Genomic DNA, 25,214 nt, shown 5'->3' with positions numbered 1-25,214 from the left:
AATTGAATTTTGAAATCGAAAATAAAAGTATTTTTGCTTCAGATAATGGCAAAGGTATAGATAAAAACAAGGATACCATTGTTTTTCTTCATGGAAGTGGCTTATCTCATATTGTTTGGTCATTAAGTGAGCAATTTTTTTCAAATAATAATTTCAATGTATTATCTATTGATCTACCAGGACATGGAAATTCTGAGGGGCCATGTTTAAAAACTATTGAGGAAATTGCAGAATGGTTGGAACTTGTATTTGATGCCTTAGAACTTCAAAATTTAATTTTAGTTGGTCATTCACAAGGATGTTTAGAAATACTTGAATATTCCCATAGATACAAAGATAGACTAAAAAAAATAGTCTTTATAGGTGGATCTAATAAAATGCCTGTTCATCCTGATTTGATTGAGCTTGCAGAAAATGGAGATTCTGATGCAGTAAAGTTAATGATGAAGTGGGGATACGAAGGTTCAAAAAAATTTATAGGTGGAAATCCAGTTGAAAGAATTATTCAATCTCCAAAAGATATTAGTGAAATACTTGCTGTAGATCTCATAGCTTGTAACAATTACAAAAATGGTTCAAACGCAGCTGGATCCATTGAGGTTCCATCAATGTTTGTTTTTGGTTCTTTAGATAAAATGGTTAATTTAGAATCTGGAAAAAAATTCTCTCAATTAATCAAAAATTCAACTATTTATGTAATAGACGGATGTGGGCATATGATTATGATTGAAAAAGCATTTGAAATGCGGGACAAGGTTTTAGAATTTTTAAATAAATGAAAAATTATTCAATAGCAAAATCTAGAAGACTTAGAAGTACACCATATACTTCAAGGATAGAAAAACAAGGTGTAACAGCTTATACAATTTATAATCATATGTTGCTACCAGCAGCGTTTGGATCTGTAGAAGATTCTTATCATCACTTAAAAGAACATGTTCAAATTTGGGATGTTGCAGCAGAAAGGCAAGTTGAAATTTCAGGAAAAGACTCAGCTAAATTAGTTCAATTAATGACTTGTAGAGATTTATCTAAATCTAAAGATGGTAGATGTTATTATTGTCCTATTATAGATGACCAAGGTGGATTAATTAATGATCCTGTAGTGCTGAAATTAAGTCAGGAGAAATGGTGGATATCCATTGCAGACTCTGATGTAATTTTATTTGCAAAAGGATTAGCAATTGGAAATAAATTTGATGTGAAAATCTTTGAACCAAATGTAGACATCATGGCTGTTCAAGGTCCAAAATCATTTAAGTTAATGGAAAAAGTATTTGGCGAAAAAATAACTAAATTGAAATTTTTTGGATTTGATTATTTTAATTTTGAAGGAGTTGACCACTTAATTGCACAATCAGGTTGGTCTAAGCAAGGTGGCTATGAAATTTATGTTCAAAATACTGAGTCTGGTCAAAAGTTATATGATCATTTATTTGAAGCTGGTAAAGAATTTAATGTTAAGCCTGGATGCCCTAATTTAATAGAGAGAATTGAAAGTGCTCTATTGTCATTTGGAAACGATATGGATAACAATGATAACCCGTTTGAGTGTGGTTTTGATAAGTATGTTAACTTAGATAGTGATGTAAAGTTTTTGGGTAAGGAAAAATTAATCAAAATAAAAGAAGAAGGAATTACTAAAAAATTGATGGGTATAAAAATTGATATTAATGAAATCAGTGTAACAGGTTCTCTAGATTTGACAGATGAAAACAACAACCTAATTGGAGAATTAAGATCTGCTTGCTATTCACCTCACTTCAAAAAAGTAATTGGTATAGCTATGATGCAAAAAGGATACTGGAATCCTGAGCAAAATGTAAAAGTTGTTGTAAATGAACATAATTGCGCTGGAAAAGTTTGCGATTTACCTTTCATTTAGTATAACAACCCCATCATGAATATAGCTATAGTCGGAGCCACAGGCAATGTTGGAAGAAAAGTACTAGAAGTGCTTGAAAGGAAAAATTTACATATTTCAGAAATTTTTTTAGTCGCATCTGCAAGAAGTGCTGGTTCAAAAATTAATTTTAAAGGTAAAGACATAGAAGTTGAAAGTTTAGAGACTTTTGATTTTTCAAAAGCAAAAATTACTTTTTTTGCAGCGGGTGGAAAAATTTCAGAAGCTTATGCCTTAAAAGCAGCAAGTCACAGTATTGTAATAGATAATTCTAGTTTTTATAGAATGGACCCTGATGTTCCTTTAATTGTACCTCAAGTAAATGCGGATGACTTAAAAAATATAAAAAAAAATATTATTGCTAATCCTAATTGCTCAACTGCACAATTAGTCTTACCATTAAAACCAATCCATGATTTATTTAAAATAAAAAGAGTAGTTGTAGCTACATATCAATCAGTATCTGGTGGTGGTAAAGCACCAATGGATGAATTAGTAGAACAGACTAAGTTAGCACTAGAAAACAAAGCAATTGAATCAAAAAATTTTACAAAACAAATTTCATTTAATTTAATTCCACATATTGATGTATTTGCTGATGACGGATACACAAAAGAGGAATTAAAAATGACCAATGAGACTAAAAAAATTCTAGATCAAAATATTGAATTATCAGCAACTTGTGTAAGAGTACCAGTTTTAGTTTCTCATTCTGAAGCAGTAAATTTAGAATTAGAAAAAGAATTTACAATTGATCAAATTAAAGAATGTCTTGAGAAAATGGAAGGCTGTAAAGTTATTGATGAGAGACAAGATGGTGGATATTCAACACCACTTGAAGCGGCTGGAAAAGATGAGACATTCATTTCAAGAATTAGAGAAGATAAGACTAAAAAGAATTGTTTAAATATGTGGATTGTCTCAGACAATTTGCTTAGAGGTGCAGCTTTAAATGCAGTTGAAATTGCTGAAACATTAATAAAAAATAATTTTTATGGAAAGTAAAAGACCCCTTTCTCCCCATATACAAATTTATAGATGGCACATATCTTCACTAGTATCTATTTCTCATAGAATAACTGGAATAATAAATATCTTGGCAATAACTTTAGTTTGCGTCTGGGTTTCTTGGCTAATTTTAGGAGAACCAAAATATGATTTGATAAACTTTTTTTTTAATTCATTTCTTGGAAAATTTGTTGCAATAGGGTTAGCGTGGTCTTTTAGTTTTCAGATACTTAGTGAAATCCGACATATAATAATGGATATGGGTTATGGCTATGAACTGAGGACTACTCGTATAACAGGTTTGATGGTGATCTTTGGTTCATTGATTTTAACTATTTTATTTTACTTAATTGGAAAAAACTTTCTTTAATATGAATTTAGCTACAAAAAAATGGGTGTTTTTAAAATTATCATCAATAATTTTAGTCCCTTTAATGTTTTGGTTTATAATTAATTTCATATCAGTTTATGATGAAGATTATTCTGAAGTAGTTAGTTTTTTTTCAAACAAAACAAATAAGTTTTTATTTAGTATATTTTTAATTTTTGCTTATTTTTTTTCTGCCCTAAGTATTAGTGAGGTTTTTGAGGACTATATTTCTAATGAAAAAACCAAATATGTCGCAAACAGACTTCTCTATATTTCTGCTATAATCATCCCATTATTAACAATAATAATTTTACTTAATCTAAAATAATGAGCGCTTATAATATTATAGATCATGAATATGATGTAGTTGTCTTAGGAGCTGGTGGATCTGGCTTGAGAGCCGCTGTTGGATTAAGCGAAGCTGGATTGAAAACAGCTTGTATTTCAAAAGTATTTCCAACTAGAAGCCACACATCTGCTGCACAAGGAGGTATCTCAGCTGCACTTGGCAATATGGGAGAAGATGACTGGAGATGGCATATGTATGATACGGTTAAAGGTGCAGACTGGTTAGGAGATCAAGATAGTATTGAGTATTTATGTAAAGAAGCTCCAAAGGCAGTCTTAGAGCTAGAAAAATATGGAGTTCCATTTAGCAGAACTGAAGAGGGAAAAATATATCAAAGACCTTTTGGTGGAATGACAAAAAATTATGGAAATGGAATTGTACAAAGAACATGTGCTGCTGCGGATAGAACTGGTCATGCAATTCTTCATACGCTTTATGGACAAGCCTTAAAACATAACACTGAGTTTTTTATAGAATATTTTGCATTAGATCTTTTAATGAAAGATGGAGCGTGCAAGGGATTGATTGCATGGAATTTAAATGATGGAACAATCCATAGATTTAGAGCGCATACTGTAATTATAGCTACAGGTGGATATGGGAAAGTCTATTATTCAGCTACATCTGCGCATACTTGTACTGGAGATGGAAATGCAATGGTATTAAGAGCTGGATTGCCTCTTCAAGATATGGAGTTTGTTCAATTTCATCCAACAGGAATTTATGGTCATGGCACTTTAATAACAGAAGGTGCTAGAGGTGAGGGTGGTTATCTAACTAACTCCAAGGGCGAAAGATTTATGGAAAGATACGCTCCAAATGCAAAAGATTTAGCATCAAGAGATGTTGTTAGTAGATCAATGTCTATTGAAATAAATGAAGGAAGAGGAGTTGGAAAAGATCAAGATCATGTTCATTTAAACTTAAGTCATTTAGATAAAGATATTATTGAAAGTAGACTTCCAGGAATTACTGATGCTGCAAGGTTATTTGCAAATGTAGATGTAACTAAAGAGCCTATACCTGTTGTCCCAACAGTTCATTATAATATGGGGGGTATTCCAACAAATTACAAAGCAGAAGTTTTAACCGTTAATGGTTCAGAAAAAACTGTTCCAGGTCTGATGGCTATAGGAGAAGCAGCATGTGTATCTGTTCATGGTGCGAATAGACTTGGCTCTAATTCATTAATTGATTTAGTAGTGTTCGGAAGAGCAGCAGCAAAAAGGGCAGCAGAATTAGTTAAACCCGGAACTCCTCATGAAGAGTTACCCGAGTCTGAGACACAAAGATGTTTAGATAGATTTGATAAGTTAAGAAATGCAGATGGTAATAATAGTACTGCAGAACTTAGACTTTCAATGCAAAAAACAATGCAATCTAAATGTGCAGTATTTAGAACAGAAAAAAATTTAAAAGAAGGCGTTGATGATATTAGAAAAGCTTATGATGGAATGGACTCTATTTCTGTTAAAGATAGATCTTTAGTATTTAATACTGATTTAGTTGAAACTTTAGAATTTGATAATTTAATAAGACAAGCAGTAACAACAGTAGAATCTGCATATCACAGAAAAGAAAGCAGAGGAGCTCATGCAAGAGATGATTATCCAAAAAGAGATGATGATAAATTTATGCAACATACTCTTGCTTGGTGTGATGGAAAAAATACAAAAATTAGTTATAGGCCAGTCCACAAGTCAACTTTGACTAATGAAGTTCAATATTTCCCACCACAAGAGCGGGTATACTAATGGTACAATTGAATTTACCAAAAAATTCTGAAGTCAAAAAAGGTAAATATTTTAAAGATAAAACAGGCTCTAAAAATCTTAGAAGAGTAAATGTTTATAGATGGGACCCTTCTACTGAAGAAAATCCAAGAATTGATACTTATGAAGTTGATATGGATAATTGTCCTTCAAAAGTTTTAGATATTTTAAATAAAATTAAAAACGAAATTGACCCAACATTAGCTTATAGAAGATCTTGTGCTCATGGAGTTTGTGGTTCTTGTGCTATGAACATGGGTGGCAAAAATGGTTTAGCGTGCACAACTCCACATTCGGAAATTGATGGAGATATAGACATATATCCACTGCCGCACTTGAAAGTTAAAAGAGATTTAATTGGTGATTTAGATGGTTTGTATAAACAGTATCAATCTATTGAACCTTGGTTAAAAAATAATTCAAAAGTAGAAACAAAAGAAATTTATCAATCTCAAGAAGATAGAGCAAAACTTGATGGCGCTTATGAATGTATTATGTGTGCATGTTGTTCAACATCTTGCCCAAGTTATTGGTGGAATGGAGATAAATACTTAGGTCCAGCAGTCCTTCTACAAGCTTACAGATGGATCGTTGATAGTAGAGATGAAGAAAGAAAAGCAAGGTTAAAAAAAGTTGCTGATGAATTAAAACTTTACAGGTGTCATACTATTTTAAATTGTACAAATGCTTGTCCCAAAGGCCTAAATCCAGCAAAAGCAATTGCAGAAATTAAAAAAATGTTAGCTACGGCTAATGTTTAAATAGACTATTAAGTTTTTTTGATTTAAAAGACCGTATTCATGAAATTAATAGAGCACTTCGTTAATGGAAAAATAATTCCAGGTTCATCTGATAGAAAAGGAAAAGTATTTAATCCTGCAACAGGAGAACAAGAATCTGAGGTTAGACTTGCAAGTAAATCTGATTTAGATCAAGCTGTAGAAGCAGCCAAAAAAGCATTTGAAACTTGGTCTGCAAAACCTCCTTTACAAAGAGCAAGGATAATATTTAAATTTAAAGAATTAATAGAAAAAAACTCTGATGAGTTAACAAAGCTAATAGTATCAGAACATGGAAAAGTTTTTGAGGATGCTAGAGGATCTTTAACAAGAGGGCTTGAGGTAGTTGAGTTTGCTTGTGGAATTCCTCATTTGTTGAAAGGTGAATATTCAGAAAATGTTGGAACAAATGTTGACAGTTGGTCAATGAGACAACCTCTGGGGGTGGTAGCTGGAATTACTCCATTTAATTTTCCAGCAATGGTACCAATGTGGATGTTTCCAATAGCAATTGCTTGTGGAAATACATTTATATTAAAACCTTCAGAAAAAGATCCTTCATGTCCACTTAGATTAGCAGAGTTACTTAGTGAAGCTGGATTGCCCGAGGGAGTATTTAACGTAGTTAATGGTGATAAAGAAGCTGTTGATGCAATTTTAGAAAATAAAGATATTAAAGCTGTAAGCTTTGTCGGATCCACTCCAATTGCAAAATATATCTACGAAAATTCAGCTAAAAATGAAAAAAGAGTACAAGCACTTGGAGGTGCAAAAAATCACTTAGTAGTCATGCCAGATTGTGATTTGGATGGTGCAGTAAATGGATTGATGGGTGCAGCTTACGGATCTGCAGGTGAGAGATGTATGGCCCAATCTGTTGCTGTTGCTGTTGGAGATATTGGTGATGAACTAGTTTCAAGACTTTCAAAAAAAGCAGAGGCCTTAAAAGTAGGACCTGGTATGGATAAAACTTCAGAGATGGGACCTCTGGTTACAAAAGAACATTTAGAAAAAGTAAAAAGTTATGTTGATTTAGGAGTTGAAGAAGGTGCTAAATTAGTTGTAGATGGAAGAAACTTAAAACTCCAAGGTTATGAAAACGGATTTTATATAGGTGGTTGTTTATTTGATCACGTTAATAAAGACATGAGAATTTATAAAGAAGAAATTTTTGGTCCAGTTCTATCTGTAGTTAGAGTTAAAACTTTTGAAGAGGCTGCAAAACTAATCAATGATCATGAATACGGAAACGGAGTAAGTATTTATACTAGAGATGGTGATGCAGGCAGAACATTTGCTAGTAAAATTCAAGTAGGAATGGTTGGTATCAATGTTCCAATTCCAGTTCCTATGGCCTTTCATAGTTTTGGTGGTTGGAAAAGATCATTATTTGGAGATAGTGGCATGCATGGCATGGAAGGAATAAAATTTTATACTAAACTTAAAACTGTAACATCACGATGGCCTTCAGGTGTGCGTACAAACGCAGAATTTGTAATGCCAACAATGAAATAAGAGGAAATAAATGAAAAAAATATCTTTAATTGGCGCAGGCCAAATAGGTGGAACATTAGCACATTTAATCGGAATAAAGGAGCTTGTTGATGAAGTTGTTTTATTTGATGTTGCAAGTGGAATAGCTAAAGGAAAGGCTTTAGATATAGCTCAATCATCATCAGTTGATGGATTTAATGTAAAATTATCAGGTACAGACGATTATAAAGATATTAAAGATTCTGATGTTGTTATAATTACCGCAGGAGTTCCTAGAAAGCCAGGAATGAGTAGAGATGACCTTCTTGGTATAAATTTAAAAATTATTAAACAGGTAGCTCAAGGAGTAAAAGAAAACGCTCCGAACGCCTTCGTAATTTGTATCACCAACCCTTTAGACGTAATGGTTATGGCGTTTCAAAAGTTTTCAGGTTTGCCTGCAAATAAAGTTGTCGGCATGGCAGGAATTTTAGATAGCTCAAGATTTAAACTATTTTTATCATTAGAGTTTGGTGTGCCTGTGAGAGAGATTGAAGCAATGGTTATGGGTGGTCATGGAGATACTATGGTTCCAATGCCAAGATTTACAAAAGTATCTGGAAAACCTTTATTGGATCTTGTGAAAGAGGGAAAGATTTCTCAAGAGAGAGTTGAAGAAATTAATCAAAGAACTAGAGACGGTGGAGCAGAAATTGTTAAGTATTTAGAAAAAGGTTCTGCTTTTTATGCACCTGCAGCATCGGGAGTTCAAATGGCTGAATCATATTTAAAAGATGAAAAAAAATTATTACCTTGCGCAGTACAGTTAAATGGTGAGTACGGAGTAGAAAATGTTTATGCTGGAGTACCAGTTGTAATTGGTAAAGATGGAGTTGAGAAAATTGAAGTAGTGGATTTAGATGAAAAAGAAAATAAAAAGTTTATGCACTCTATTGATGCTGTAAAAGCTCTTTGGGAAGCTGCCTCTAAAATAGATCCAGATCTTTCAAAATAATAATGAATATTCACGAACACCAAGCGAAAGAAATTTTAAAGAAATATGGAGCAATAGTTCCAGCAGGATTTTTTTCAACAAATGTTGATGACTTGATTGAAAAAGCAAAAAATTTAAAAACTGAAAAGTATGTTTTAAAGGCTCAAATTCATGCTGGTGGTAGAGGTAAAGCTGGAGGAGTTAAAATTCTTAATACACTTGAGGAATTAAAAAATTCAGCAAATGAGTTGCTTGGAAAAACACTTGTAACTCATCAAACTGGACCAGAAGGAAGAGAAGTTAAGCGATTATATGTTGAAGAATCCTCTAATATAGAAAAAGAATTCTATTTATCATGTTTAGTTGATAGAGCGAGCTCAAAGATCGCATTTATTTCAAGTGACCAAGGTGGAATGGATATTGAAGAAGTAGCAAGCTCAAATCCAGAAAAAATTATTACAACTAAAGTTGATATAGCTGAAGAAATATCAGATGCAGATTGTGAGTCAGTAATTAAAATTTTTGATTTAAACAGTGATGCAAAAGATCAAGCAATTTTACTAATCAAATCGATTTATAAAATGTTTATTAGTACAGATGCTAATATGGTTGAGGTAAATCCTTTAATTTTAACAAAAGAGGGAAAGATTGTTTGTTTAGATGCGAAAGTTAATTTCGACTCTAATGCATTATTTAGACACCCTGAAATTTTAGAATTAAGAGATCTAAATGAAGAAGATCCTACTGAGATTGAAGCTAGCAAACATGATTTAGCTTATATCAAGTTAGATGGAAGTATTGGATGTATGGTTAATGGTGCAGGTCTAGCAATGGCAACTATGGATATAATCAAATTATATGGTAAAGAGCCAGCTAATTTCTTAGATGTAGGAGGTGGAGCCTCAAAAGAAAAAGTTTCTGCAGCATTTAAAATTATTCTTTCAGATAAAAATGTGAAGGGAATTTTGATAAATATTTTTGGGGGAATAATGAGATGTGATGTGCTTGCACAAGGAGTAGTGGACGCTGCAAAAGAAATTAATATTAGTGTACCTTTAGTAGTTCGACTTGCAGGGACAAATTTTAAAGAAGGAAAAGAAATTTTAGATAATTCAGGTTTAAAATTAATTTCAGCAGAGAACTTAGATGATGCTGCTAAGAAAATTGTTGAGGCTATTAAATAAATGTCAGTTTTAGTTAATAAAGAAACTAAAGTAATTTGTCAGGGTTTTACAGGTGCACATGGAACTTTCCATTCAGAGCAAGCAATAAAATATGGAACAAATTTAGTAGGAGGTGTTACTCCTAAAAAAGGAGGTCAAAAGCATTTAGACAGACCTGTATTTAATTCTGTAGCTGAAGCTAAAGATGCAGTTGGGGCAGATGCCACTATGATTTATGTGCCTGCAAAATTTGCTGCCGCAGCAATTATAGAAGCTATCGATGCATCTGTTGAATTAATTGTTTGCATTACTGAAGGTATCCCAATTCAAGATATGCTTAAGGTTAGAAAAAAATTAGATGGGTCTAAGAGCAGACTTATAGGTCCAAATTGTCCAGGAATTATAACTCCAGATGAATGTAAAATTGGAATTATGCCTGGTAATATTCATAAAAGAGGTTCAGTTGGAATTGTATCTAGATCTGGAACTTTAACCTACGAAGCGGTTGCTCAAACAACTGAAAATGGATTAGGGCAATCAACATGTATCGGAATTGGAGGAGATCCTATAAATGGTACAAATTTTATAGATTGTTTAGATCTGTTTTTAAATGATGAAGAGACACAATCAATTTTAATGATTGGAGAGATAGGAGGTTCTGCTGAAGAGGAAGCTGCAGAATTTTTGAAAAACCATAAGATTAAAAAACCAACAGTTGGATTTATAGCTGGAATTACCGCGCCACCAGGGAGAAGAATGGGGCATGCAGGTGCAATTATTTCTGGAGGTAAAGGTGGTGCAGAGGATAAAATAAAAAAAATGGAAGAATGTGGAATTACAGTCGCAAAATCACCATCAATAATTGGTAAAACTTTATTTGATAAACTGTCTAATTGAAAAATATTTTTTAGAGGGATATATTAAATAAATAAGATGTCATCATCAAAAAATCTCGATTTCGAAAAAAATTCATTTTTACATAAATCAAATAGTGCATTCATTGAGCAAATGTACTTAAAATTTATTAACAAAGATAAAGATCTCCCTGAAAGTTGGTTAAATTATTTTGAAGGAATCGGTGATGAAATAAAAGTAATTGCTAATGAAATAAATGGACCGTCATGGGGACCAGAAAAGACCAAAATAAATATTGATGAGCTTCAAAAGAAAATAGATGAAAATGAAATTACTAATTTAAATAATGAAAAAATAGATACTTCAGAAAAATTTAATTTTCAATTACTTGCAGATTCTAACAAAGATTCAATAAGTGCAGTTGCGTTAATCAGAGCTTACAGATTAAGGGGGCATTTGTTAGCTGATCTTGATCCTTTGGGAATGAGAGAGTCTGAATATTTAGATGAACTTCATCCAGAGTTTTATGGTTTTAAGAAAGAAAACTATGAAAGAAAAATTTTCTTAAACGGCGTGATAAATAAAAAGTATGCCAATATTAAAGAAATTTTAAAATTTATGAAAAAAACCTATTGTGGAAAAATAGGTTATGAGTTTATGCACATTTCTAATCCTGATGAAAGAAAATGGTTTAGAGATAGAATTGAGCAAGATGATAAAGCTCTTCAGTTTACTAAAAATGGTAAGGAAGCAATTCTAAATAAATTAGTTCAAGCAGAAGGTTTTGAAAAATTTTTAGCAACTAAGTATGTTGGTACAAAAAGATTTGGATTAGATGGAGGAGAAAGTTTAATTCCTGCACTTGAGCAAATAATTAAAATTGGTGGTCAACAACAAATTAAAGAGGTTAAAATTGGAATGTCTCATAGAGGCAGACTAAATGTTTTGGCTAACGTTTTACAAAAATCTTATAAAAGAATATTTAATGAATTTGCTGGTGAATATAGTGATGACTCTGAGGATAGTGCTGGAGATGTAAAATATCATCTTGGTGCATCTTCTGACAGACAATTTGATGGAAATTCTGTTCATGTTAGTTTGACAGATAATCCATCTCACCTTGAAGCAGTAAATCCTGTCGTTTTAGGACAAACTAGAGCAAAACAATTTTTTCATAAAGACAAAGAGAGAAACAAAGTTATCCCAATACTAATTCATGGTGATGCAGCATTTGCCGGTCAGGGTGTGGTAGCAGAATGTTTTGCTATGTCAGGTCTACCAGGACATAACACTGGTGGAACTATTCATATAATTGTAAATAATCAAATTGGTTTTACAACGAGCCCTCGATTTGCAAGATCGTCACCTTATCCTTCTGATGTTGCAAAAATGGTTGAGGCTCCAATTTTACATGTTAATGGAGACGATCCAGAGGCAGTTGTTTATGCTACCAGAATAGCTACAGAATTCAGATTAAAATTTAATAGAGACGTTGTAGTAGATTTAATTTGTTACAGAAGGTTTGGTCATAATGAGGGAGATGAGCCATCGTTTACTCAGCCATTGATGTATCAAAAAATTAAATCTCACTCAAGTGTATATAAAATTTATGGGAATAAACTGGTTAATGAAAAATCAATTACTCAAGAATTATTAAATCAAAATGTTAAATCATTTAAAGATTTATTAGATGATCAATATAAAAGTGCAAAAGACTACAAGCCTAAAATAGAATGGTTTGAGGGTACATGGTCAAGATATAAACCTGAGAAAGGAAAAGATAAAAGAGGAATATCAGGTTTTGATGAGGAGAAATTAAAAATAATTTCAAAAAAAATAAATACAGTACCATCAGAAAAAAATATTCATAAAACTATTAGTAAAATATTAAATGCGAGAAGAGACTCGATCGAAAAAGGAGTGGGAATTGATTGGTCTTCAGCAGAAGCTCTTGCGTTTGGATCTTTGTTAGTTGAAGGATATCCAGTTCGTTTAGTTGGACAAGACTCTGGTAGAGGAACTTTTAGTCAAAGACATTCTGTACTAAGAAATCAAATTGATAATTCAAGATATATTCCATTAAATAATATTGTCAAAGGTCAAAAACAATTTGAAGTAGTAGATAGTTTTTTATCTGAACTTGCAGTTTTAGGTTTCGAATATGGTTACAGTTTGGTTGAACCAAACACTCTAACAATTTGGGAAGCTCAATTTGGAGATTTTGCAAATGGAGCTCAAGTTGTGATTGATCAGTTTATAGCATCAGGTGAGAGAAAATGGAATAGAGCATCAGGCCTTGTAATGTTGTTACCTCATGGATACGAAGGTCAAGGTCCTGAACATTCATCTGCTAGATTAGAAAGATTTTTACAGTTATGTTCAAACGACAATATGCAAGTTATGAATTGTACAACTCCAGCCAATTATTATCATGCATTAAGACGTCAAATGCATAGAGATTTTAGAAAACCACTAATTATAATGACTCCAAAGTCATTACTCAGAAATAAATACTGTGTTTCTAACTTAGAGGATTTTAACAAACAAAATACTTTCCATAGAGTTTTGTGGGATCATGCGATTGATCCAAAATCAAATGGTTTTATTAAACTTAAAGAAAGCTCTGAGATTAAAAAAGTTATTTTGTGCTCAGGCAAAGTTTACTTTGACTTACTTGACGCTAGAGAAAAATTAAAAAGAGATGATGTAATTATGTTTAGAATAGAACAACTTTATCCTTTCCCAGCAAAAGCTTTAGTAAACGAACTTAAACCTTATGCCAAAAATGCTAAATTCTTTTGGTGTCAAGAAGAGCCAAAGAATATGGGAGCATGGTTTTCAGTGAGAGATTATATTCAATGGACATTAGATACTTTAAAGGCTAAATATAATGAAATTTCTTATATAGGAAGAAGCCCTGATGCAACTCCAGCAACTGGATATGCAAAGAGGCATAATTCTCAGCAACAAGAAATAATTAATAAGGTGTTTGATTAAATTATAATGAGTGAAAAAATAGTAGTTCCAGTACTTGGTGAGAGTATTACAGAAGCAACGGTTGCAAAATGGTTAAAAAAAACTGGAGATGCAGTTGAGGCCGATGAACCAATTGTAGAACTTGAAACTGACAAAGTTAATTTAGAAGTTCCATCACCAATAACTGGTGTTTTAACAGAAATTAATTCACAAGATGGCTCCACAGTGGAAGTTGGAGCTTTATTAGGTTCTGTTTCAGAAAATGGTTCAGCAAAAGTGATACCAACTGAAAAAAAAGAGGAACCCAAACAAGTTGAAGAAGCTCCTCCTGAAAACAATGTAATAAAATTAGATACAAATAAAAAAGAACCAGAAATTTTTGAAGATAAAAAAACAGAAATTCAAAAACCTAAGCCCTTAGTTTTGACTGAGGAAGTAGCACCAAAACCAGCGCCAGTAATAGATAATAAAAATGATACTTTGTCTCCTGCTGTCAGAAAAATTGTTACTGAAAATAATATTGATGTTAATTCAGTTCAAGGTTCAGGAAAAAATGGTCAGGTTTTAAAAGGAGATTTAATTGGTCTAATGGGAGCAAATCCAAAACCATCAGAGAGAAAAATTCAATATGGTCAAGAAGAACGAATTAAAATGACCAGACTAAGACAGACAATTGCTAAGAGATTAAAACAAGCTCAAGAAAATGCTGCATTACTTACAACTTTTAATGAAGTTGACATGACAAATATAATGGAAATGAGAAAAGAAAATCAACAAGACTTTCAAAGTAGATATGGAATTAAATTAGGCTTCATGTCATTCTTTGTTAAAGCATGTGTAGTGGCCTTGAAACATTTCCCTGCTGTTAATGCTGAAATTGATGGCGATGAAATTATATATAAAAACTATTATAATATTAGTTTTGCTGTAGGTACGGATAAAGGTTTAGTTGTTCCAGTTTTAAGAAATGCAGATGAGCTTTCATTTGCAGATATTGAAAAAAATATCAAAGATATTTCTGAAAAAGCTAGAGATGGAAAATTAACAATTGAAGATTTACAAGGAGGAACATTTACTATCAGTAATGGTGGTGTGTATGGATCAATGTTATCAACTCCAATTCTAAACTTACCTCAATCAGGTGTTCTAGGTATGCACAACATTGTAGAGCGCCCTGTGGTAGTAGAAGGTGAAATAAAAATAAGACCTATCATGTATTTAGCTCTTTCTTATGATCACAGAATTATTGATGGCAAAGAATCTGTTTCTTTCTTAAAAATGATTAAAGAAAATCTAGAAGATCCTAGAAGATTATTTTTGGATATTTAAATGTCAGAAAAATTTCAAGCTGTAGTTATTGGAGGAGGGCCTGGTGGTTATGTTTGTGCAATTAGGCTTGCACAATTAGGTTTGAAAACAGCATGCATAGAGTCTAGAGGTTCACTAGGTGGAACTTGCTTAAATGTTGGCTGTATACCATCAAAAAGTTTATTAAATCTCTCTGAAGAATTTCATAAAGTTAAAAATTTATCCAATAAGGGTATCGAGATAGGTGAGGTGAAACTTAATCTTGAAAAGATGATGAAAAGTAAAGATAAAGCTGTAACAATATTGACTAAAGGTGTTGAATTTCTTTTAAAAAAAAACAAAGTTACTTATTTTAAAGGTCACGGAAGCTTTAAATCAAAAAATCAAATTTTAATTAAAGATGATAAGAATAATGAGACAATTATTGAGTCAGAAAAAACAGTAATAGCAACCGGATCTGTACCAGTTTCATTACCTGGAATTGATATTGATGAAAAAGTAATTGTTTCCTCTACAGGGGCCTTAAAATTAGAAAAAGTACCAAATAAAATGGTTGTGGTTGGAGGTGGCTACATTGGTTTAGAGATGGGTTCAGTTTGGTCGAGATTAGGTTCAGAAGTTCAGGTTGTAGAATTCTTAGATCATATTACACCTGGAATGGATAAAGAAATTTCATCTGAGTTTATGAAAATCTTAAAAAAACAAGGCATTAAATTTAATATGCAAAACAAAGTTGAAACAATTCAGAAAAATAACAACGGAGCAGTTGTTTCAACAGTAGATAAAGATGGCAATAAAAACAATTTTGAATGTGATGTGGTATTAATTTCTGTTGGAAGAAAGCCAAATACTGATGGATTAAATTTAGATGCAGTAGGAATTGATTTAGATGAAAGAAAAAGAATAAAAACTGACAAAACTTTTAAAACAAATGTCGAAAATATTTTTGCTATTGGCGATGTAATAGTAGGACCAATGCTTGCTCATAAAGCCGAAGATGAAGGAATTGCAGTTGCTGAAAATATTGCAGGGCAATCTGGACATGTTAACTATGATACAATTCCTGGTGTCGTGTATACAACTCCAGAAGTTGCATCTATAGGAAAAACAGAAGAACAATTAAAAGAACTCAATCAAAAATATAAAGTTGGTAAGTTTTCATTTATGGCAAATTCTAGAGCTAAAGCAATTGATGATGCTGAAGGATTTGTAAAAATTTTAGCAGATGAGCAAACAGATAAAGTATTAGGAGCTCATATTATAGGCCCTCACGCAGGAGAATTAATTGCAGAAATTGGTGTAGCTATGGAATTTGGTGCAAGTTCAGAAGATATAGCAAGAACATGTCATGCGCACCCAACTTTTTCAGAAGCAGTTAAAGAAGCTGCATTATCAGTAGATAAAAGAGCAATACACTCTTAATTTTTTTTCATATTATAAAAATATGAAATTTCCGATTCTTTTACCTAATATTTTTGATCATCCATTTACTTATGAAAGTAGTATTGATCTCGAATTGGGAGACTATGTGGAAGTTCCTTTTGGTAAATCAAAAATTACAGGTGTAGTTTGGGATGAATTTGAAAAAAACAGCAACAAAACGTTTAAAATAAAAAAAGTTTTGAGGAAGTTAGATGTGACTCCTCTAAAAAAAAATACTATTAAATTTTTAAACTGGTTTTCAGATTACAATATTATTCCAAAAGGAATGGCTCTAAAGCTTATTTTATTAAGTAGTCATGCAATAGAAAATAAGGAGCTAAGTTCTTATAATAATTTTAAAAGTGAGATTAAAAATACATCTATAAAATTAACCAAAGATCAAATCAAAGCATATGAGGAAATGGTAAGCACTAACCAAAATTTTAGAGTACATGTGTTACAAGGAACAACAGGATCAGGTAAAACTCTTGTGTATTTTGAAGCTTTAAAAAACCTTATAAAACAAGGATATCAGGGGTTAATTTTGTTACCTGAAATAGGTTTAACAGGTCAATTTGAAAAAAAATTTAATGAATATTTTGGTTTTAATGCGGCTGTGTGGCACTCAGGAGTTTCAAAAAAAAAGAAAGAATTAATTTGGAGTGGAATATCAAATGGAGAAGTTAAAGTAATTATAGGAGCAAGATCATCATTATTTTTACCTTTTAAAAATCTAGGTATGATAATTGTAGATGAAGAGCATGATCAATCATTTAAACAAGATGAAGGTGTAACCTATAATGCACGAGATATGGCAATTTCTAGAGCTTCATTTGAAAATATACCAGTTAATTTAGTAACAGCTGTTCCATCAATTGAAACTTTTGAAAATATTCAAAAAGGAAAATATTCTTTATCAAGACTTACAGAGAGGTATAAAAATGCTTCATTACCAAATTATGAAATTGTAGATCTTAATAAAACTAAACTTGAAAAACAATCTTGGTTATCAGATAAAATAATTGAAAAAGTAAATTTTCACCTTGAGAGAAAAGATCAGGTTTTATTTTTTTTAAATAGAAGAGGTTTTTCACCTCATGCGTTGTGCAAAAATTGTTTAACTAGCTATTCTTGTCCAAATTGTACTATCAACCTTGTTTATCATAAAAATAAAAATAATTTATTATGTCACTATTGTGGCTTTAAAACTGATTTAAAAAGAGATTGTCCAAAAGAGGGTGAATGTAATTTTGTCTTTAGTGGACCTGGTGTAGAGAGGATATCTGAGGAAGTTAAAAAAAAATTTCCTAATAAAGAAGTTGAAATTTTTTCAAGTGATACAATGAATAAAAAAGACTCATCAAGCAAATTAGAAAGAATTATAAATAATCAAACCGAGATATTAGTTGGTACACAATTAATTTCTAAAGGATTTCACTTTCCAAGTTTAAATTGTATTGTTGTTGTTGATATTGATTTATCAGCTAACGGAAATGATTTAAGAGGAGCTGAAAAAAATTTGCAGTTATATCATCAGTTATCAGGAAGAGCTGGAAGAACAGGAAAACCTGCAACAGTATATTTTCAAACCTATAACAATAATAAAAATATGATTTTAGAAATTACAAATAAAAATCCTGATATATTTTTAAAAAGAGAACTAGAAATTAGAAAAAAAAATAAACTTCCACCTTATCAAAGATTTATTTCTCTGATTATGACTGGTGAAAATCAAAAAAAATTAGAAAAAGAGGCTTATGACTTTAAAAATTATTTAGAAAATAATATCGAGGGGAATATATTAGGTCCAGTTGAAGCTCCTATATTTAGACTAAAAAGAAATTTTAGAGTCAGATTTTTAATTAGAGGCTCAAAGTCTATGAAACTGCAAAATGCTATTGCAAAATCAGTTCCAAAATACAAATTTTCTAAAGGAATAAAACTTTCAGTTGATGTTGATCCAATTAACTTCAATTAGGCCCAAAAAAGAGGACTTTTTCGTCAATCAGTCACTTGAAGACATAAAGGTCATATGCTAATTAGAGCGTGATTTTTAAATAATCTTCAACATTTTAGAGGTATCAAGTTGAGCAAAGACACAGGATTTTCAATTACTTCAGCAGAAAGGTATTCACTTGCGCTTTATGAATTATCTACTGAAAGCAATGTTACATCCCAAATAGAAGAGCAGTCACTCTCAGTTCTAAAATTGCTAGAACAAAGCCAAGATTTTTCAAATTTAATAAAAGATCCAACTACAAGCCAAGATGATTTATTAAAAGTAGTTAATACAATCTCAGAAAATTATAAATTTGATCAATTGTTAAAAAATTTTTTAAGTTTTTTAATTCAAAAGAGAAGGTTCTTTTTTGTAGAAAGAATTCTTAAAAGTTTCATCGAGATCTGTTCAGAAAAAAGGGGAGAACTAAAAGCCGAATTAAGATCTGCTAAACAATTATCTAATGAAGAAATTAAACAAATTACGGAAGAATTAACTAAAAACTTTAGTTCAAAAATAAAATTAAACTACAAACATGATGAAAGTTTAATAGGAGGTTTAGTAGTACAGGTAGGGAGTACTATGGTTGACACCTCAATTAAAAGTAAATTACAACAAATCGAAAATAGAATGATAGAGGCATAAATGGAAATAAATCCTTCAGAAGTTACAAAAATATTAAAAGAACAAATAAAAAATTTTGGAGATAAAGCAGAGGTTACTGAGGTAGGTCAAGTTTTATCAGTTGGTGATGGTATCGCTAGAATTTACGGTCTTGACAATGTTCAGGCTGGAGAGATGGTTGAATTTTCTGATGGCTCTAAAGGTATGGCCCTAAACTTAGAGAGCGAAAACGTTGGTGTTGTAATTTTTGGTGATGACAGAAATGTTAAAGAAGGTGATGTTGTAAAAAGAACTGGAAAAATTGTTGATACGCCAGTTGGAAAAGAGTTACTAGGTAGAGTAGTCGATGGTTTGGGAAATCCAATTGATGGCAAGGGTGCATTAGATAAAAGTGTACAAAAGAGCAGAGTAGAGGTTAAGGCTCCTGGAATTATCCCTAGACAATCAGTTAATGAACCAATGCAAACAGGTTTAAAATCAATTGATAGTTTGGTTCCAATTGGAAGAGGACAAAGGGAATTAATTATTGGTGATAGACAAACAGGAAAAACTGCTGTTGCAGTTGATGCAATCATAAACCAAAAAAAGATCAATGAATCAGGCGACGAAAAACAAAAATTATATTGTATTTATGTTGCCGTAGGTCAGAAAAGATCAACTGTTAGACAAATTCAAAAAACTTTAGAGGAAGCTGGTGCAATGGAATACACAACAATTGTTGCTGCAACAGCATCAGACTCAGCACCGCTTCAGTTTTTAGCTCCATATACTGGTTGTGCTATGGGTGAATATTTCAGAGATAATGGAATGCACGCGTTGATTATTTACGATGATTTATCAAAACAAGCAGTTGCTTACAGACAAATGTCACTTTTACTTAGAAGACCTCCAGGACGTGAGGCTTATCCAGGTGATGTATTCTATTTACATAGTAGATTATTAGAAAGAGCTGCAAAATTGAGTGATGAACATGGAGGAGGATCTTTAACAGCTCTTCCAATTATTGAAACTCAAGGTGGAGACGTATCTGCATTTATTCCAACAAATGTAATTTCAATTACGGATGGTCAGATTTTCTTAGAAACTGAATTATTCAACCAAGGAATTAGACCTGCAATTAATGTTGGTTTATCAGTTTCAAGGGTAGGTTCATCTGCACAAACTAAAGCAATGAAAAAAGTTTCAGGATCTATGAAACTTGAGCTTGCTCAATATAGAGAAATGGCAGCATTTGCTCAATTTGGTTCAGATTTAGATGCTTCTACCCAACAGTTATTGAATAGAGGATCAAAATTAACTGAGCTTTTAAAACAAAAGCAATATTCTCCAATGACAGTTGCTGAACAAGTAATCTCGGTTTTCTGTGGTGTTAAAGGATATCTTGATGATATCGATTTAAAAGATGTTGCAGGTTTTGAAAGCAAAATCATTGAGAAATGTAAATCAGAAAAACCTGAGATTATTGAGTCGATACAAAGTTCAGGAAAACTTGAAGAGGATAAAGAAAAGTTATTAGTTGAACTGATTACTCAATTAAAGGAAACCCTTAAATCTTAATTTGATATGGCAAGTTTAGACGACCTAAAAAAAAGAATAGCTAGTGTAAAATCTACACAAAAGATTACTAAGGCTATGAAAATGGTTGCAGCTGCAAAATTAAGAAAAGCACAAGAGAGTGCTGAAAAAGGACGACCTTATTCAGAAAAAATGAACAATGTAATTTTAAACCTTTCTAGTGGAATTTCAGATAAAGAAAATGCACCAAAGTTATTAGCTGGCACAGGACAAGACAAAGTTCATCTTTGTGTTGTTATGACATCAGATAGAGGTCTATGTGGTGGGTTTAATTCCAACATAATTAAGAAAGCAAAAAGTTACTTTTCTAAAATTTTAGATGAGAATAAAGAGCTTAAAATTATTACTGTAGGTTCAAAAGGTAATGACCAGCTTAAGAGAATTTATGGTGATAAAATAATTGAAAATATTTCATTTAAAGAATCAAAAAATGCAAATTATTTTGATGCAGATAAAGTAGGAAAAATTATTATTGAAAAATTTGAAGCAGGTGAATTTGATGTTTGTACAATTTTTTTTAATAAATTTAAAAATGTAATTACACAAATCCCACAGGCTCAACAAATAATTCCTTTAAATGATGAGGGAAGTGAAAATAGTTCAGATGAAAGTTACGAATTTGAACCAGATGAAGATGAAATTTTAAGCAATTTGTTGCCAAAAAATATTTCAACACAAATATTTAAGGCAATGTTAGAGAATTCAGCTAGCGAACAAGGATCCAGAATGAGCGCAATGGATAATGCAACCCGAAACGCAGGTGAAATGGTTGACAAACTTACTATCGAATATAATAGAAGTCGTCAGGCAGCAATTACTAAAGAACTAATAGAAATCATATCAGGAGCAGAAAGTTTATAATTATGAGCAAAGGAATAATCACACAAGTTATTGGAGCGGTAGTAGACGTAAAATTTGAAGGAGAATTGCCGGAAATTTTAACAGCATTAGAATGTAAAAATGGTGACAATAGATTGGTTTTAGAGGTTGCTCAGCACTTAGGAGAAACTACTGTAAGAACTATTGCAATGGATGCTACTGAAGGATTAAAAAGAGGAGATGAAGTTGTAAATACGAATGCTCCTATACAGGTACCTGTTGGACCAGAAACACTAGGTAGAATTATTAATGTAATTGGTGAGCCAATTGACGAAAGAGGTGAGGTTAAAACTAAAGAAAGCTGGCCTATCCACAGAGCTGCGCCTGAATTTAATGATCAATCAACTGAAACTGAAATATTAGTTACTGGTATTAAAGTTATCGACTTATTAGCACCATATGCCAAAGGAGGAAAAATTGGACTATTTGGAGGTGCTGGTGTTGGTAAGACAGTTTTAATTATGGAATTGATTAACAACGTTGCGAAAGCACATGGTGGATTTTCAGTTTTTGCTGGAGTTGGAGAAAGAACTAGAGAAGGAAATGATCTTTACCATGAGATGATGGAATCTGGAGTAATCAAGCAAGATGGCCCTGGTTCTAAAGCTGCATTGGTTTATGGACAAATGAATGAACCCCCAGGAGCAAGAGCAAGAGTTGCTTTAACTGGATTAACAGTTGCAGAATATTTTAGAGATCAAGAAGGACAAGACGTTTTATTCTTCGTTGATAATATTTTTAGATTTACTCAAGCTGGTTCAGAGGTATCTGCTTTATTAGGTAGAATTCCTTCAGCTGTAGGATATCAGCCTACATTAGCTACTGATATGGGTAACCTTCAAGAAAGAATTACAACAACAAACAAAGGATCAATTACTTCTGTGCAAGCGATTTATGTTCCAGCTGATGACTTGACTGATCCAGCACCTGCAACATCATTTGCTCACTTGGATGCTACTACTGTACTTTCAAGACAAATAGCTGAAATTGGTATTTATCCTGCAGTAGACCCATTAGATTCTACTTCAAGAATTTTAGATCCAAGAATAGTTGGTGATGAGCACTATAGAGTTGCTAGAGATGTACAAAGAATTTTACAATCTTATAAATCACTTCAGGATATTATTGCTATCCTTGGTATGGATGAATTATCTGAGGAAGATAAATTAGTTGTAGCAAGAGCAAGAAAGATTCAAAGATTTTTATCTCAACCATTCTTTGTTGCGGAAGTATTTACAGGTTCACCAGGAAAATTAGTTGATCTTGAATCTACAATAAAAGGATTTGATGCAATCTGTAAGGGTGAATATGATCACTTGCCAGAAGCAGCTTTTTACATGGTTGGTACAATTGAAGAGGCTATTGAAAAAGCTCAAAAAATGGAAAAAGAAGCTGCAGCTTAATGAGCGAAGAATTTAAAATTGAGATAGTAAATCCTGAAAAATCTTTTTTGGTCAAAGAAGATGTGTCGGAAGTAGTAGTACCTGCTTTTGAGGGAGAAATGGGGATATTAAAAGATCACATTTCAATTATCTCATTTTTAAAACCAGGTATTATCAAAGTAAGTTCAAAATCTGGTGATGAAAATTTCTATGTTGAGGATGGTATAGTAGAGTTTAAAAATAATAATTTATCTATTCTAACAAGCTCAATTTATAATTTGTCTGATATGGATAAATCTGTTCAACAGGGTTTACTGAAAAAAGCTGAAGAAGAGGCAGGAAAGTCAGATATTAATGATCAAGCTAAATATTTAGTAGATCAAAAAATTGAAGTTTTAAAAACTCTTAATTAAGAATTTTTTTTACTTTATCTTTAACTTCCTTATACACGTGTAGTTTAAAATCAACCACTAAGTCTGTGATTTTGTCTAGCTCTACCCATTTCCACTCTAAAAACTCAGGGTGTTTAGTTTTGATATTTATTTCACTATCTGACCCAACAAATCTCATTAAAAACCATTTTTGTTTTTGACCTCTGTATTTTCCTTTCCAAATCAAACCAAGAAATCTATCTGGAAGTTCATAAGTTATGGTTCCATCTAATTCCTTAACTAATTCAACATTTTTAATACTGGTCTCTTCCTCAAGTTCTCTGTAAGCAGCCTTTAAAAAATCCTCACCTTCATCTACACCGCCTTGCGGCATTTGCCAAAAATTTTTGGGGTTATCTATTCTTTTGGCAACAAACACTTTGTTCTCTTTATTTAACACAACAATGCCTACACCACTTCTTAGTGGAAGATTATGTAAATCTTTTTTCATTTTATCCGTTGAGTAATTTAATTGCGTAATTTAGTTGATTATCAGTTTCAGTTCTTATTTTAAAATTATCACCTTCTTCATTCACTTCAATGTCTGGACGTACACCAACCTCAGATATAGATTTTCCAGATGGAAGATAATATTTTGCAACAGTTAAACGTATTGCACCTCTATTTTTAAGAGGAATAATAGATTGAACTGAACCTTTGCCATAACTGTTCTCACCTACAACAATTGCTCTTTTGTGGTCTTTTAAAGCTCCTGCAACAATTTCTGATGCTGAAGCTGATCCATAATTTATCAGTACTAATAATGTTTTACCGTCAGTTATGTCTCCTTTTTTTGCAAACCATTTTCTATTATCAGATTTTTTTCTACTTTTAGTGGAGACAATTTCACCATTTTCTAAAAAGAAATCAGATATTCTTATTGCTTGGTTTAGTAATCCACCTGGATTATTTCTTAAATCCAAAATAAATGAATTAAGATTTTTATTTTTTTTTAATTTCTTTATTTGTTTTTCTATTTGATCACTACTGTTTTCATTAAATGAAGTTAATCTAATATAGCCAATATTTTCTTCTAATAACTCTGACTTAACTGATTGAATTTCAATTATTTCTCTAGTGATATTAAATGTTAATGCTTTTTTTTCTCCCCTTCGTCTTACTGTTAATTCTATACTTGAACCTACTGGGCCTCGCATTAAATCAACAGCTTCACTTAGAGATTTCCCTTGAACTTGGGTATCATTAATTTTCACAATATAATCACCAGCTTTTAATCCAGCTTTTGACGCTGGCGTGTCGTCAATAGGTGAAATAACTTTAACAACTCCTGCTTCCATACTTACCTCAATTCCAAGGCCACCAAATTCACCACTAGTTTCAGTTTGCATCTCCTCCAGAATTTCAGGAGACATATAAGAGGAATAAGGGTCTAAAGATTGAAGTAAGCCATTGATAGCAGAGTCCATGCTCTCAGATTGATTGATCTCATCAATATATTCTCTATTTATTTTTTCTAAAACCTCACCAAATAAATCTATCTTTTTGTAAATATCTACTTCAGAAGAGTTTGCTGAAATTAAATAAAAAAATGATAAAAAAATAATTGAGTAATATTTAATTATTTTCATATCATTACTTTTTCTTTAGGAATAAATTCTGACCAGATTTTTTCTAATTCATAAAATTTTCTTTTCTCTGGATGAAAAATATGAACGATTAGATCTATACCGTCTACCAATTTCCATTCACCACTTTCTTTACCTTCAATTTTAGAGTCTTTAATTCCATTATCTTTAAGCTTTTCTAACACTTGCTCAGATAAAGACTGTATATGTCTAGATGATGTACCGCTTGCTATTATCATATAATCTGCCATCGAACTTTTATCTTTTAGATCAATAGTTACTATGTCTTCAGCTTTGTTAAGATCTAATGTGGTGATTACAATTTCTTTGAGATCTGAAATTTTATCCATTAATTAAATTTAGACT

At 31.9% G+C, this 25,214-nt stretch carries 23 protein-coding genes; 20 read left to right on the top strand and 3 right to left on the bottom strand.

Features of this window, described 5'->3' with window-relative positions; translation table 11 throughout:
* The first annotated feature begins 2 nt into the window (after positions 1-2).
* The 20 genes from ACTTBK_RS05880 (at position 3) to atpC (ending at position 23,244) form a co-directional block, all read left to right on the top strand.
* A complete protein-coding gene (locus ACTTBK_RS05880; RefSeq protein ID WP_440619071.1) occupies positions 3-779 on the top strand; it encodes an alpha/beta fold hydrolase in 777 nt (258 codons plus the stop codon).
* A complete protein-coding gene (locus ACTTBK_RS05875) occupies positions 776-1,885 on the top strand; it encodes a dimethylsulfoniopropionate demethylase (protein ID WP_440619069.1) in 1,110 nt (369 codons plus the stop codon). Before ACTTBK_RS05880 ends, ACTTBK_RS05875 begins: the two co-directional genes overlap by 4 nt.
* A 15-nt stretch (positions 1,886-1,900) precedes the next feature.
* On the top strand, positions 1,901-2,908 hold the full coding sequence (locus ACTTBK_RS05870) for an aspartate-semialdehyde dehydrogenase (RefSeq protein WP_440619067.1): 1,008 nt from the start codon (positions 1,901-1,903) through the stop codon (positions 2,906-2,908).
* Complete coding sequence (gene sdhC, locus ACTTBK_RS05865; RefSeq protein ID WP_440619065.1) at positions 2,898-3,281, top strand: succinate dehydrogenase, cytochrome b556 subunit; 384 nt, start codon at positions 2,898-2,900, stop codon at positions 3,279-3,281. Before ACTTBK_RS05870 ends, sdhC begins: the two co-directional genes overlap by 11 nt.
* Position 3,282: 1 nt before the next feature.
* Positions 3,283-3,609: a succinate dehydrogenase, hydrophobic membrane anchor protein gene (sdhD, locus tag ACTTBK_RS05860; RefSeq protein WP_440619064.1), complete on the top strand. Its 327-nt coding sequence runs from the start codon at positions 3,283-3,285 to the stop codon at positions 3,607-3,609.
* Positions 3,609-5,384, top strand: a complete 1,776-nt coding sequence (gene sdhA, locus ACTTBK_RS05855; RefSeq protein ID WP_262589897.1) for a succinate dehydrogenase flavoprotein subunit — start codon at positions 3,609-3,611, stop codon at positions 5,382-5,384. Before sdhD ends, sdhA begins: the two co-directional genes overlap by 1 nt.
* The gene (locus ACTTBK_RS05850) at positions 5,384-6,163 is read left to right on the top strand and encodes a succinate dehydrogenase iron-sulfur subunit (RefSeq protein ID WP_440619063.1); all 780 of its coding nucleotides are present in this window, start codon (positions 5,384-5,386) and stop codon (positions 6,161-6,163) included. Before sdhA ends, ACTTBK_RS05850 begins: the two co-directional genes overlap by 1 nt.
* Before the next feature lie 39 nt (positions 6,164-6,202).
* On the top strand, positions 6,203-7,696 hold the full coding sequence (locus ACTTBK_RS05845; protein ID WP_075506082.1) for a CoA-acylating methylmalonate-semialdehyde dehydrogenase: 1,494 nt from the start codon (positions 6,203-6,205) through the stop codon (positions 7,694-7,696).
* A gap of 10 nt (positions 7,697-7,706) precedes the next feature.
* On the top strand, positions 7,707-8,669 hold the full coding sequence (gene mdh / locus ACTTBK_RS05840; RefSeq protein WP_440619061.1) for a malate dehydrogenase: 963 nt from the start codon (positions 7,707-7,709) through the stop codon (positions 8,667-8,669).
* Between the two features lie 2 nt (positions 8,670-8,671).
* Entirely contained in the window at positions 8,672-9,832 is a 1,161-nt protein-coding gene (gene sucC, locus ACTTBK_RS05835; protein ID WP_440613694.1) for an ADP-forming succinate--CoA ligase subunit beta, read from the top strand.
* Complete coding sequence (gene sucD, locus ACTTBK_RS05830) at positions 9,833-10,708, top strand: succinate--CoA ligase subunit alpha (protein WP_440619060.1); 876 nt, start codon at positions 9,833-9,835, stop codon at positions 10,706-10,708.
* Between the two features lie 36 nt (positions 10,709-10,744).
* Positions 10,745-13,663: a 2-oxoglutarate dehydrogenase E1 component gene (locus ACTTBK_RS05825; protein ID WP_440619059.1), complete on the top strand. Its 2,919-nt coding sequence runs from the start codon at positions 10,745-10,747 to the stop codon at positions 13,661-13,663.
* Between the two features lie 6 nt (positions 13,664-13,669).
* Positions 13,670-14,971 carry a 2-oxoglutarate dehydrogenase complex dihydrolipoyllysine-residue succinyltransferase gene (gene odhB / locus ACTTBK_RS05820; protein ID WP_262589891.1) on the top strand — a complete coding sequence of 434 codons (1,302 nt, stop codon included), beginning with the start codon at positions 13,670-13,672 and terminating at the stop codon, positions 14,969-14,971.
* Positions 14,972-16,372: a dihydrolipoyl dehydrogenase gene (lpdA, locus tag ACTTBK_RS05815; protein WP_262589889.1), complete on the top strand. Its 1,401-nt coding sequence runs from the start codon at positions 14,972-14,974 to the stop codon at positions 16,370-16,372.
* Positions 16,373-16,394: 22 nt separating this feature from the next.
* Positions 16,395-18,350, top strand: a complete 1,956-nt coding sequence (gene priA / locus ACTTBK_RS05810) for a replication restart helicase PriA (RefSeq protein ID WP_440619057.1) — start codon at positions 16,395-16,397, stop codon at positions 18,348-18,350.
* Between the two features lie 108 nt (positions 18,351-18,458).
* Complete coding sequence (gene atpH, locus ACTTBK_RS05805; RefSeq protein ID WP_075506074.1) at positions 18,459-19,016, top strand: ATP synthase F1 subunit delta; 558 nt, start codon at positions 18,459-18,461, stop codon at positions 19,014-19,016.
* Complete coding sequence (atpA, locus tag ACTTBK_RS05800; protein WP_262589886.1) at positions 19,017-20,552, top strand: F0F1 ATP synthase subunit alpha; 1,536 nt, start codon at positions 19,017-19,019, stop codon at positions 20,550-20,552.
* Positions 20,553-20,558: 6 nt separating this feature from the next.
* On the top strand, positions 20,559-21,431 hold the full coding sequence (locus tag ACTTBK_RS05795) for a F0F1 ATP synthase subunit gamma (protein WP_440619055.1): 873 nt from the start codon (positions 20,559-20,561) through the stop codon (positions 21,429-21,431).
* A 2-nt stretch (positions 21,432-21,433) separates the two neighbouring features.
* Positions 21,434-22,852 carry a F0F1 ATP synthase subunit beta gene (gene atpD / locus ACTTBK_RS05790; protein ID WP_262589885.1) on the top strand — a complete coding sequence of 473 codons (1,419 nt, stop codon included), beginning with the start codon at positions 21,434-21,436 and terminating at the stop codon, positions 22,850-22,852.
* Positions 22,852-23,244 (top strand): ATP synthase F1 subunit epsilon, encoded by a 393-nt coding sequence (gene atpC / locus ACTTBK_RS05785; protein WP_440619054.1) that lies wholly within the window; start codon positions 22,852-22,854, stop codon positions 23,242-23,244. Before atpD ends, atpC begins: the two co-directional genes overlap by 1 nt.
* On the opposite strand, the gene ACTTBK_RS05780 is transcribed toward atpC, so the two are convergent.
* Genes ACTTBK_RS05780 through rsfS form a run of 3 tightly spaced genes read right to left on the bottom strand, consistent with a single transcriptional unit; the run spans position 23,237 to position 25,198 of the window.
* On the bottom strand, positions 23,237-23,713 hold the full coding sequence (locus ACTTBK_RS05780) for an RNA pyrophosphohydrolase (protein ID WP_440619052.1): 477 nt from the start codon (positions 23,711-23,713) through the stop codon (positions 23,237-23,239). The two genes, atpC and ACTTBK_RS05780, sit on opposite strands and share 8 nt — an antisense overlap.
* Position 23,714: 1 nt before the next feature.
* Entirely contained in the window at positions 23,715-24,851 is a 1,137-nt protein-coding gene (locus ACTTBK_RS05775) for a S41 family peptidase (RefSeq protein WP_440619051.1), read from the bottom strand.
* A complete protein-coding gene (gene rsfS / locus ACTTBK_RS05770; protein WP_075506496.1) occupies positions 24,848-25,198 on the bottom strand; it encodes a ribosome silencing factor in 351 nt (116 codons plus the stop codon). The genes ACTTBK_RS05775 and rsfS overlap by 4 nt, the downstream gene beginning before the upstream one ends.
* Between the last annotated feature and the right edge of the window lie 16 nt (positions 25,199-25,214).

This window comes from Candidatus Pelagibacter sp. HIMB1493 (genome assembly GCF_052047995.1).
In the GTDB taxonomy this organism is placed as follows: domain Bacteria; phylum Pseudomonadota; class Alphaproteobacteria; order Pelagibacterales; family Pelagibacteraceae; genus Pelagibacter.
This window is presented reverse-complemented; position numbering and strand designations above follow the sequence as displayed.

Excerpts from the sequence above, each read along its gene's own strand:
- sucC (WP_440613694.1), top strand. The coding sequence starts at position 8,672 with ATGAATATTCACGAACACCAAGCGAAAGAAATTTTAAAGAAATATGGA.
- ACTTBK_RS05795 (WP_440619055.1), top strand. The coding sequence starts at position 20,559 with ATGGCAAGTTTAGACGACCTAAAAAAAAGAATAGCTAGTGTAAAATCT.
- priA (WP_440619057.1), top strand. The coding sequence starts at position 16,395 with ATGAAATTTCCGATTCTTTTACCTAATATTTTTGATCATCCATTTACT.
- odhB (WP_262589891.1), top strand. The coding sequence starts at position 13,670 with ATGAGTGAAAAAATAGTAGTTCCAGTACTTGGTGAGAGTATTACAGAA.
- ACTTBK_RS05850 (WP_440619063.1), top strand. The coding sequence starts at position 5,384 with ATGGTACAATTGAATTTACCAAAAAATTCTGAAGTCAAAAAAGGTAAA.
- sucD (WP_440619060.1), top strand. The coding sequence starts at position 9,833 with ATGTCAGTTTTAGTTAATAAAGAAACTAAAGTAATTTGTCAGGGTTTT.
- atpC (WP_440619054.1), top strand. The coding sequence starts at position 22,852 with ATGAGCGAAGAATTTAAAATTGAGATAGTAAATCCTGAAAAATCTTTT.
- ACTTBK_RS05780 (WP_440619052.1), bottom strand. The coding sequence starts at position 23,713 with ATGAAAAAAGATTTACATAATCTTCCACTAAGAAGTGGTGTAGGCATT.
- ACTTBK_RS05875 (WP_440619069.1), top strand. The coding sequence starts at position 776 with ATGAAAAATTATTCAATAGCAAAATCTAGAAGACTTAGAAGTACACCA.
- sdhD (WP_440619064.1), top strand. The coding sequence starts at position 3,283 with ATGAATTTAGCTACAAAAAAATGGGTGTTTTTAAAATTATCATCAATA.
- lpdA (WP_262589889.1), top strand. The coding sequence starts at position 14,972 with ATGTCAGAAAAATTTCAAGCTGTAGTTATTGGAGGAGGGCCTGGTGGT.
- sdhA (WP_262589897.1), top strand. The coding sequence starts at position 3,609 with ATGAGCGCTTATAATATTATAGATCATGAATATGATGTAGTTGTCTTA.
- ACTTBK_RS05825 (WP_440619059.1), top strand. The coding sequence starts at position 10,745 with ATGTCATCATCAAAAAATCTCGATTTCGAAAAAAATTCATTTTTACAT.
- ACTTBK_RS05845 (WP_075506082.1), top strand. The coding sequence starts at position 6,203 with ATGAAATTAATAGAGCACTTCGTTAATGGAAAAATAATTCCAGGTTCA.
- atpD (WP_262589885.1), top strand. The coding sequence starts at position 21,434 with ATGAGCAAAGGAATAATCACACAAGTTATTGGAGCGGTAGTAGACGTA.
- mdh (WP_440619061.1), top strand. The coding sequence starts at position 7,707 with ATGAAAAAAATATCTTTAATTGGCGCAGGCCAAATAGGTGGAACATTA.
- ACTTBK_RS05775 (WP_440619051.1), bottom strand. The coding sequence starts at position 24,851 with ATGAAAATAATTAAATATTACTCAATTATTTTTTTATCATTTTTTTAT.
- atpA (WP_262589886.1), top strand. The coding sequence starts at position 19,017 with ATGGAAATAAATCCTTCAGAAGTTACAAAAATATTAAAAGAACAAATA.
- ACTTBK_RS05870 (WP_440619067.1), top strand. The coding sequence starts at position 1,901 with ATGAATATAGCTATAGTCGGAGCCACAGGCAATGTTGGAAGAAAAGTA.
- rsfS (WP_075506496.1), bottom strand. The coding sequence starts at position 25,198 with ATGGATAAAATTTCAGATCTCAAAGAAATTGTAATCACCACATTAGAT.
- sdhC (WP_440619065.1), top strand. The coding sequence starts at position 2,898 with ATGGAAAGTAAAAGACCCCTTTCTCCCCATATACAAATTTATAGATGG.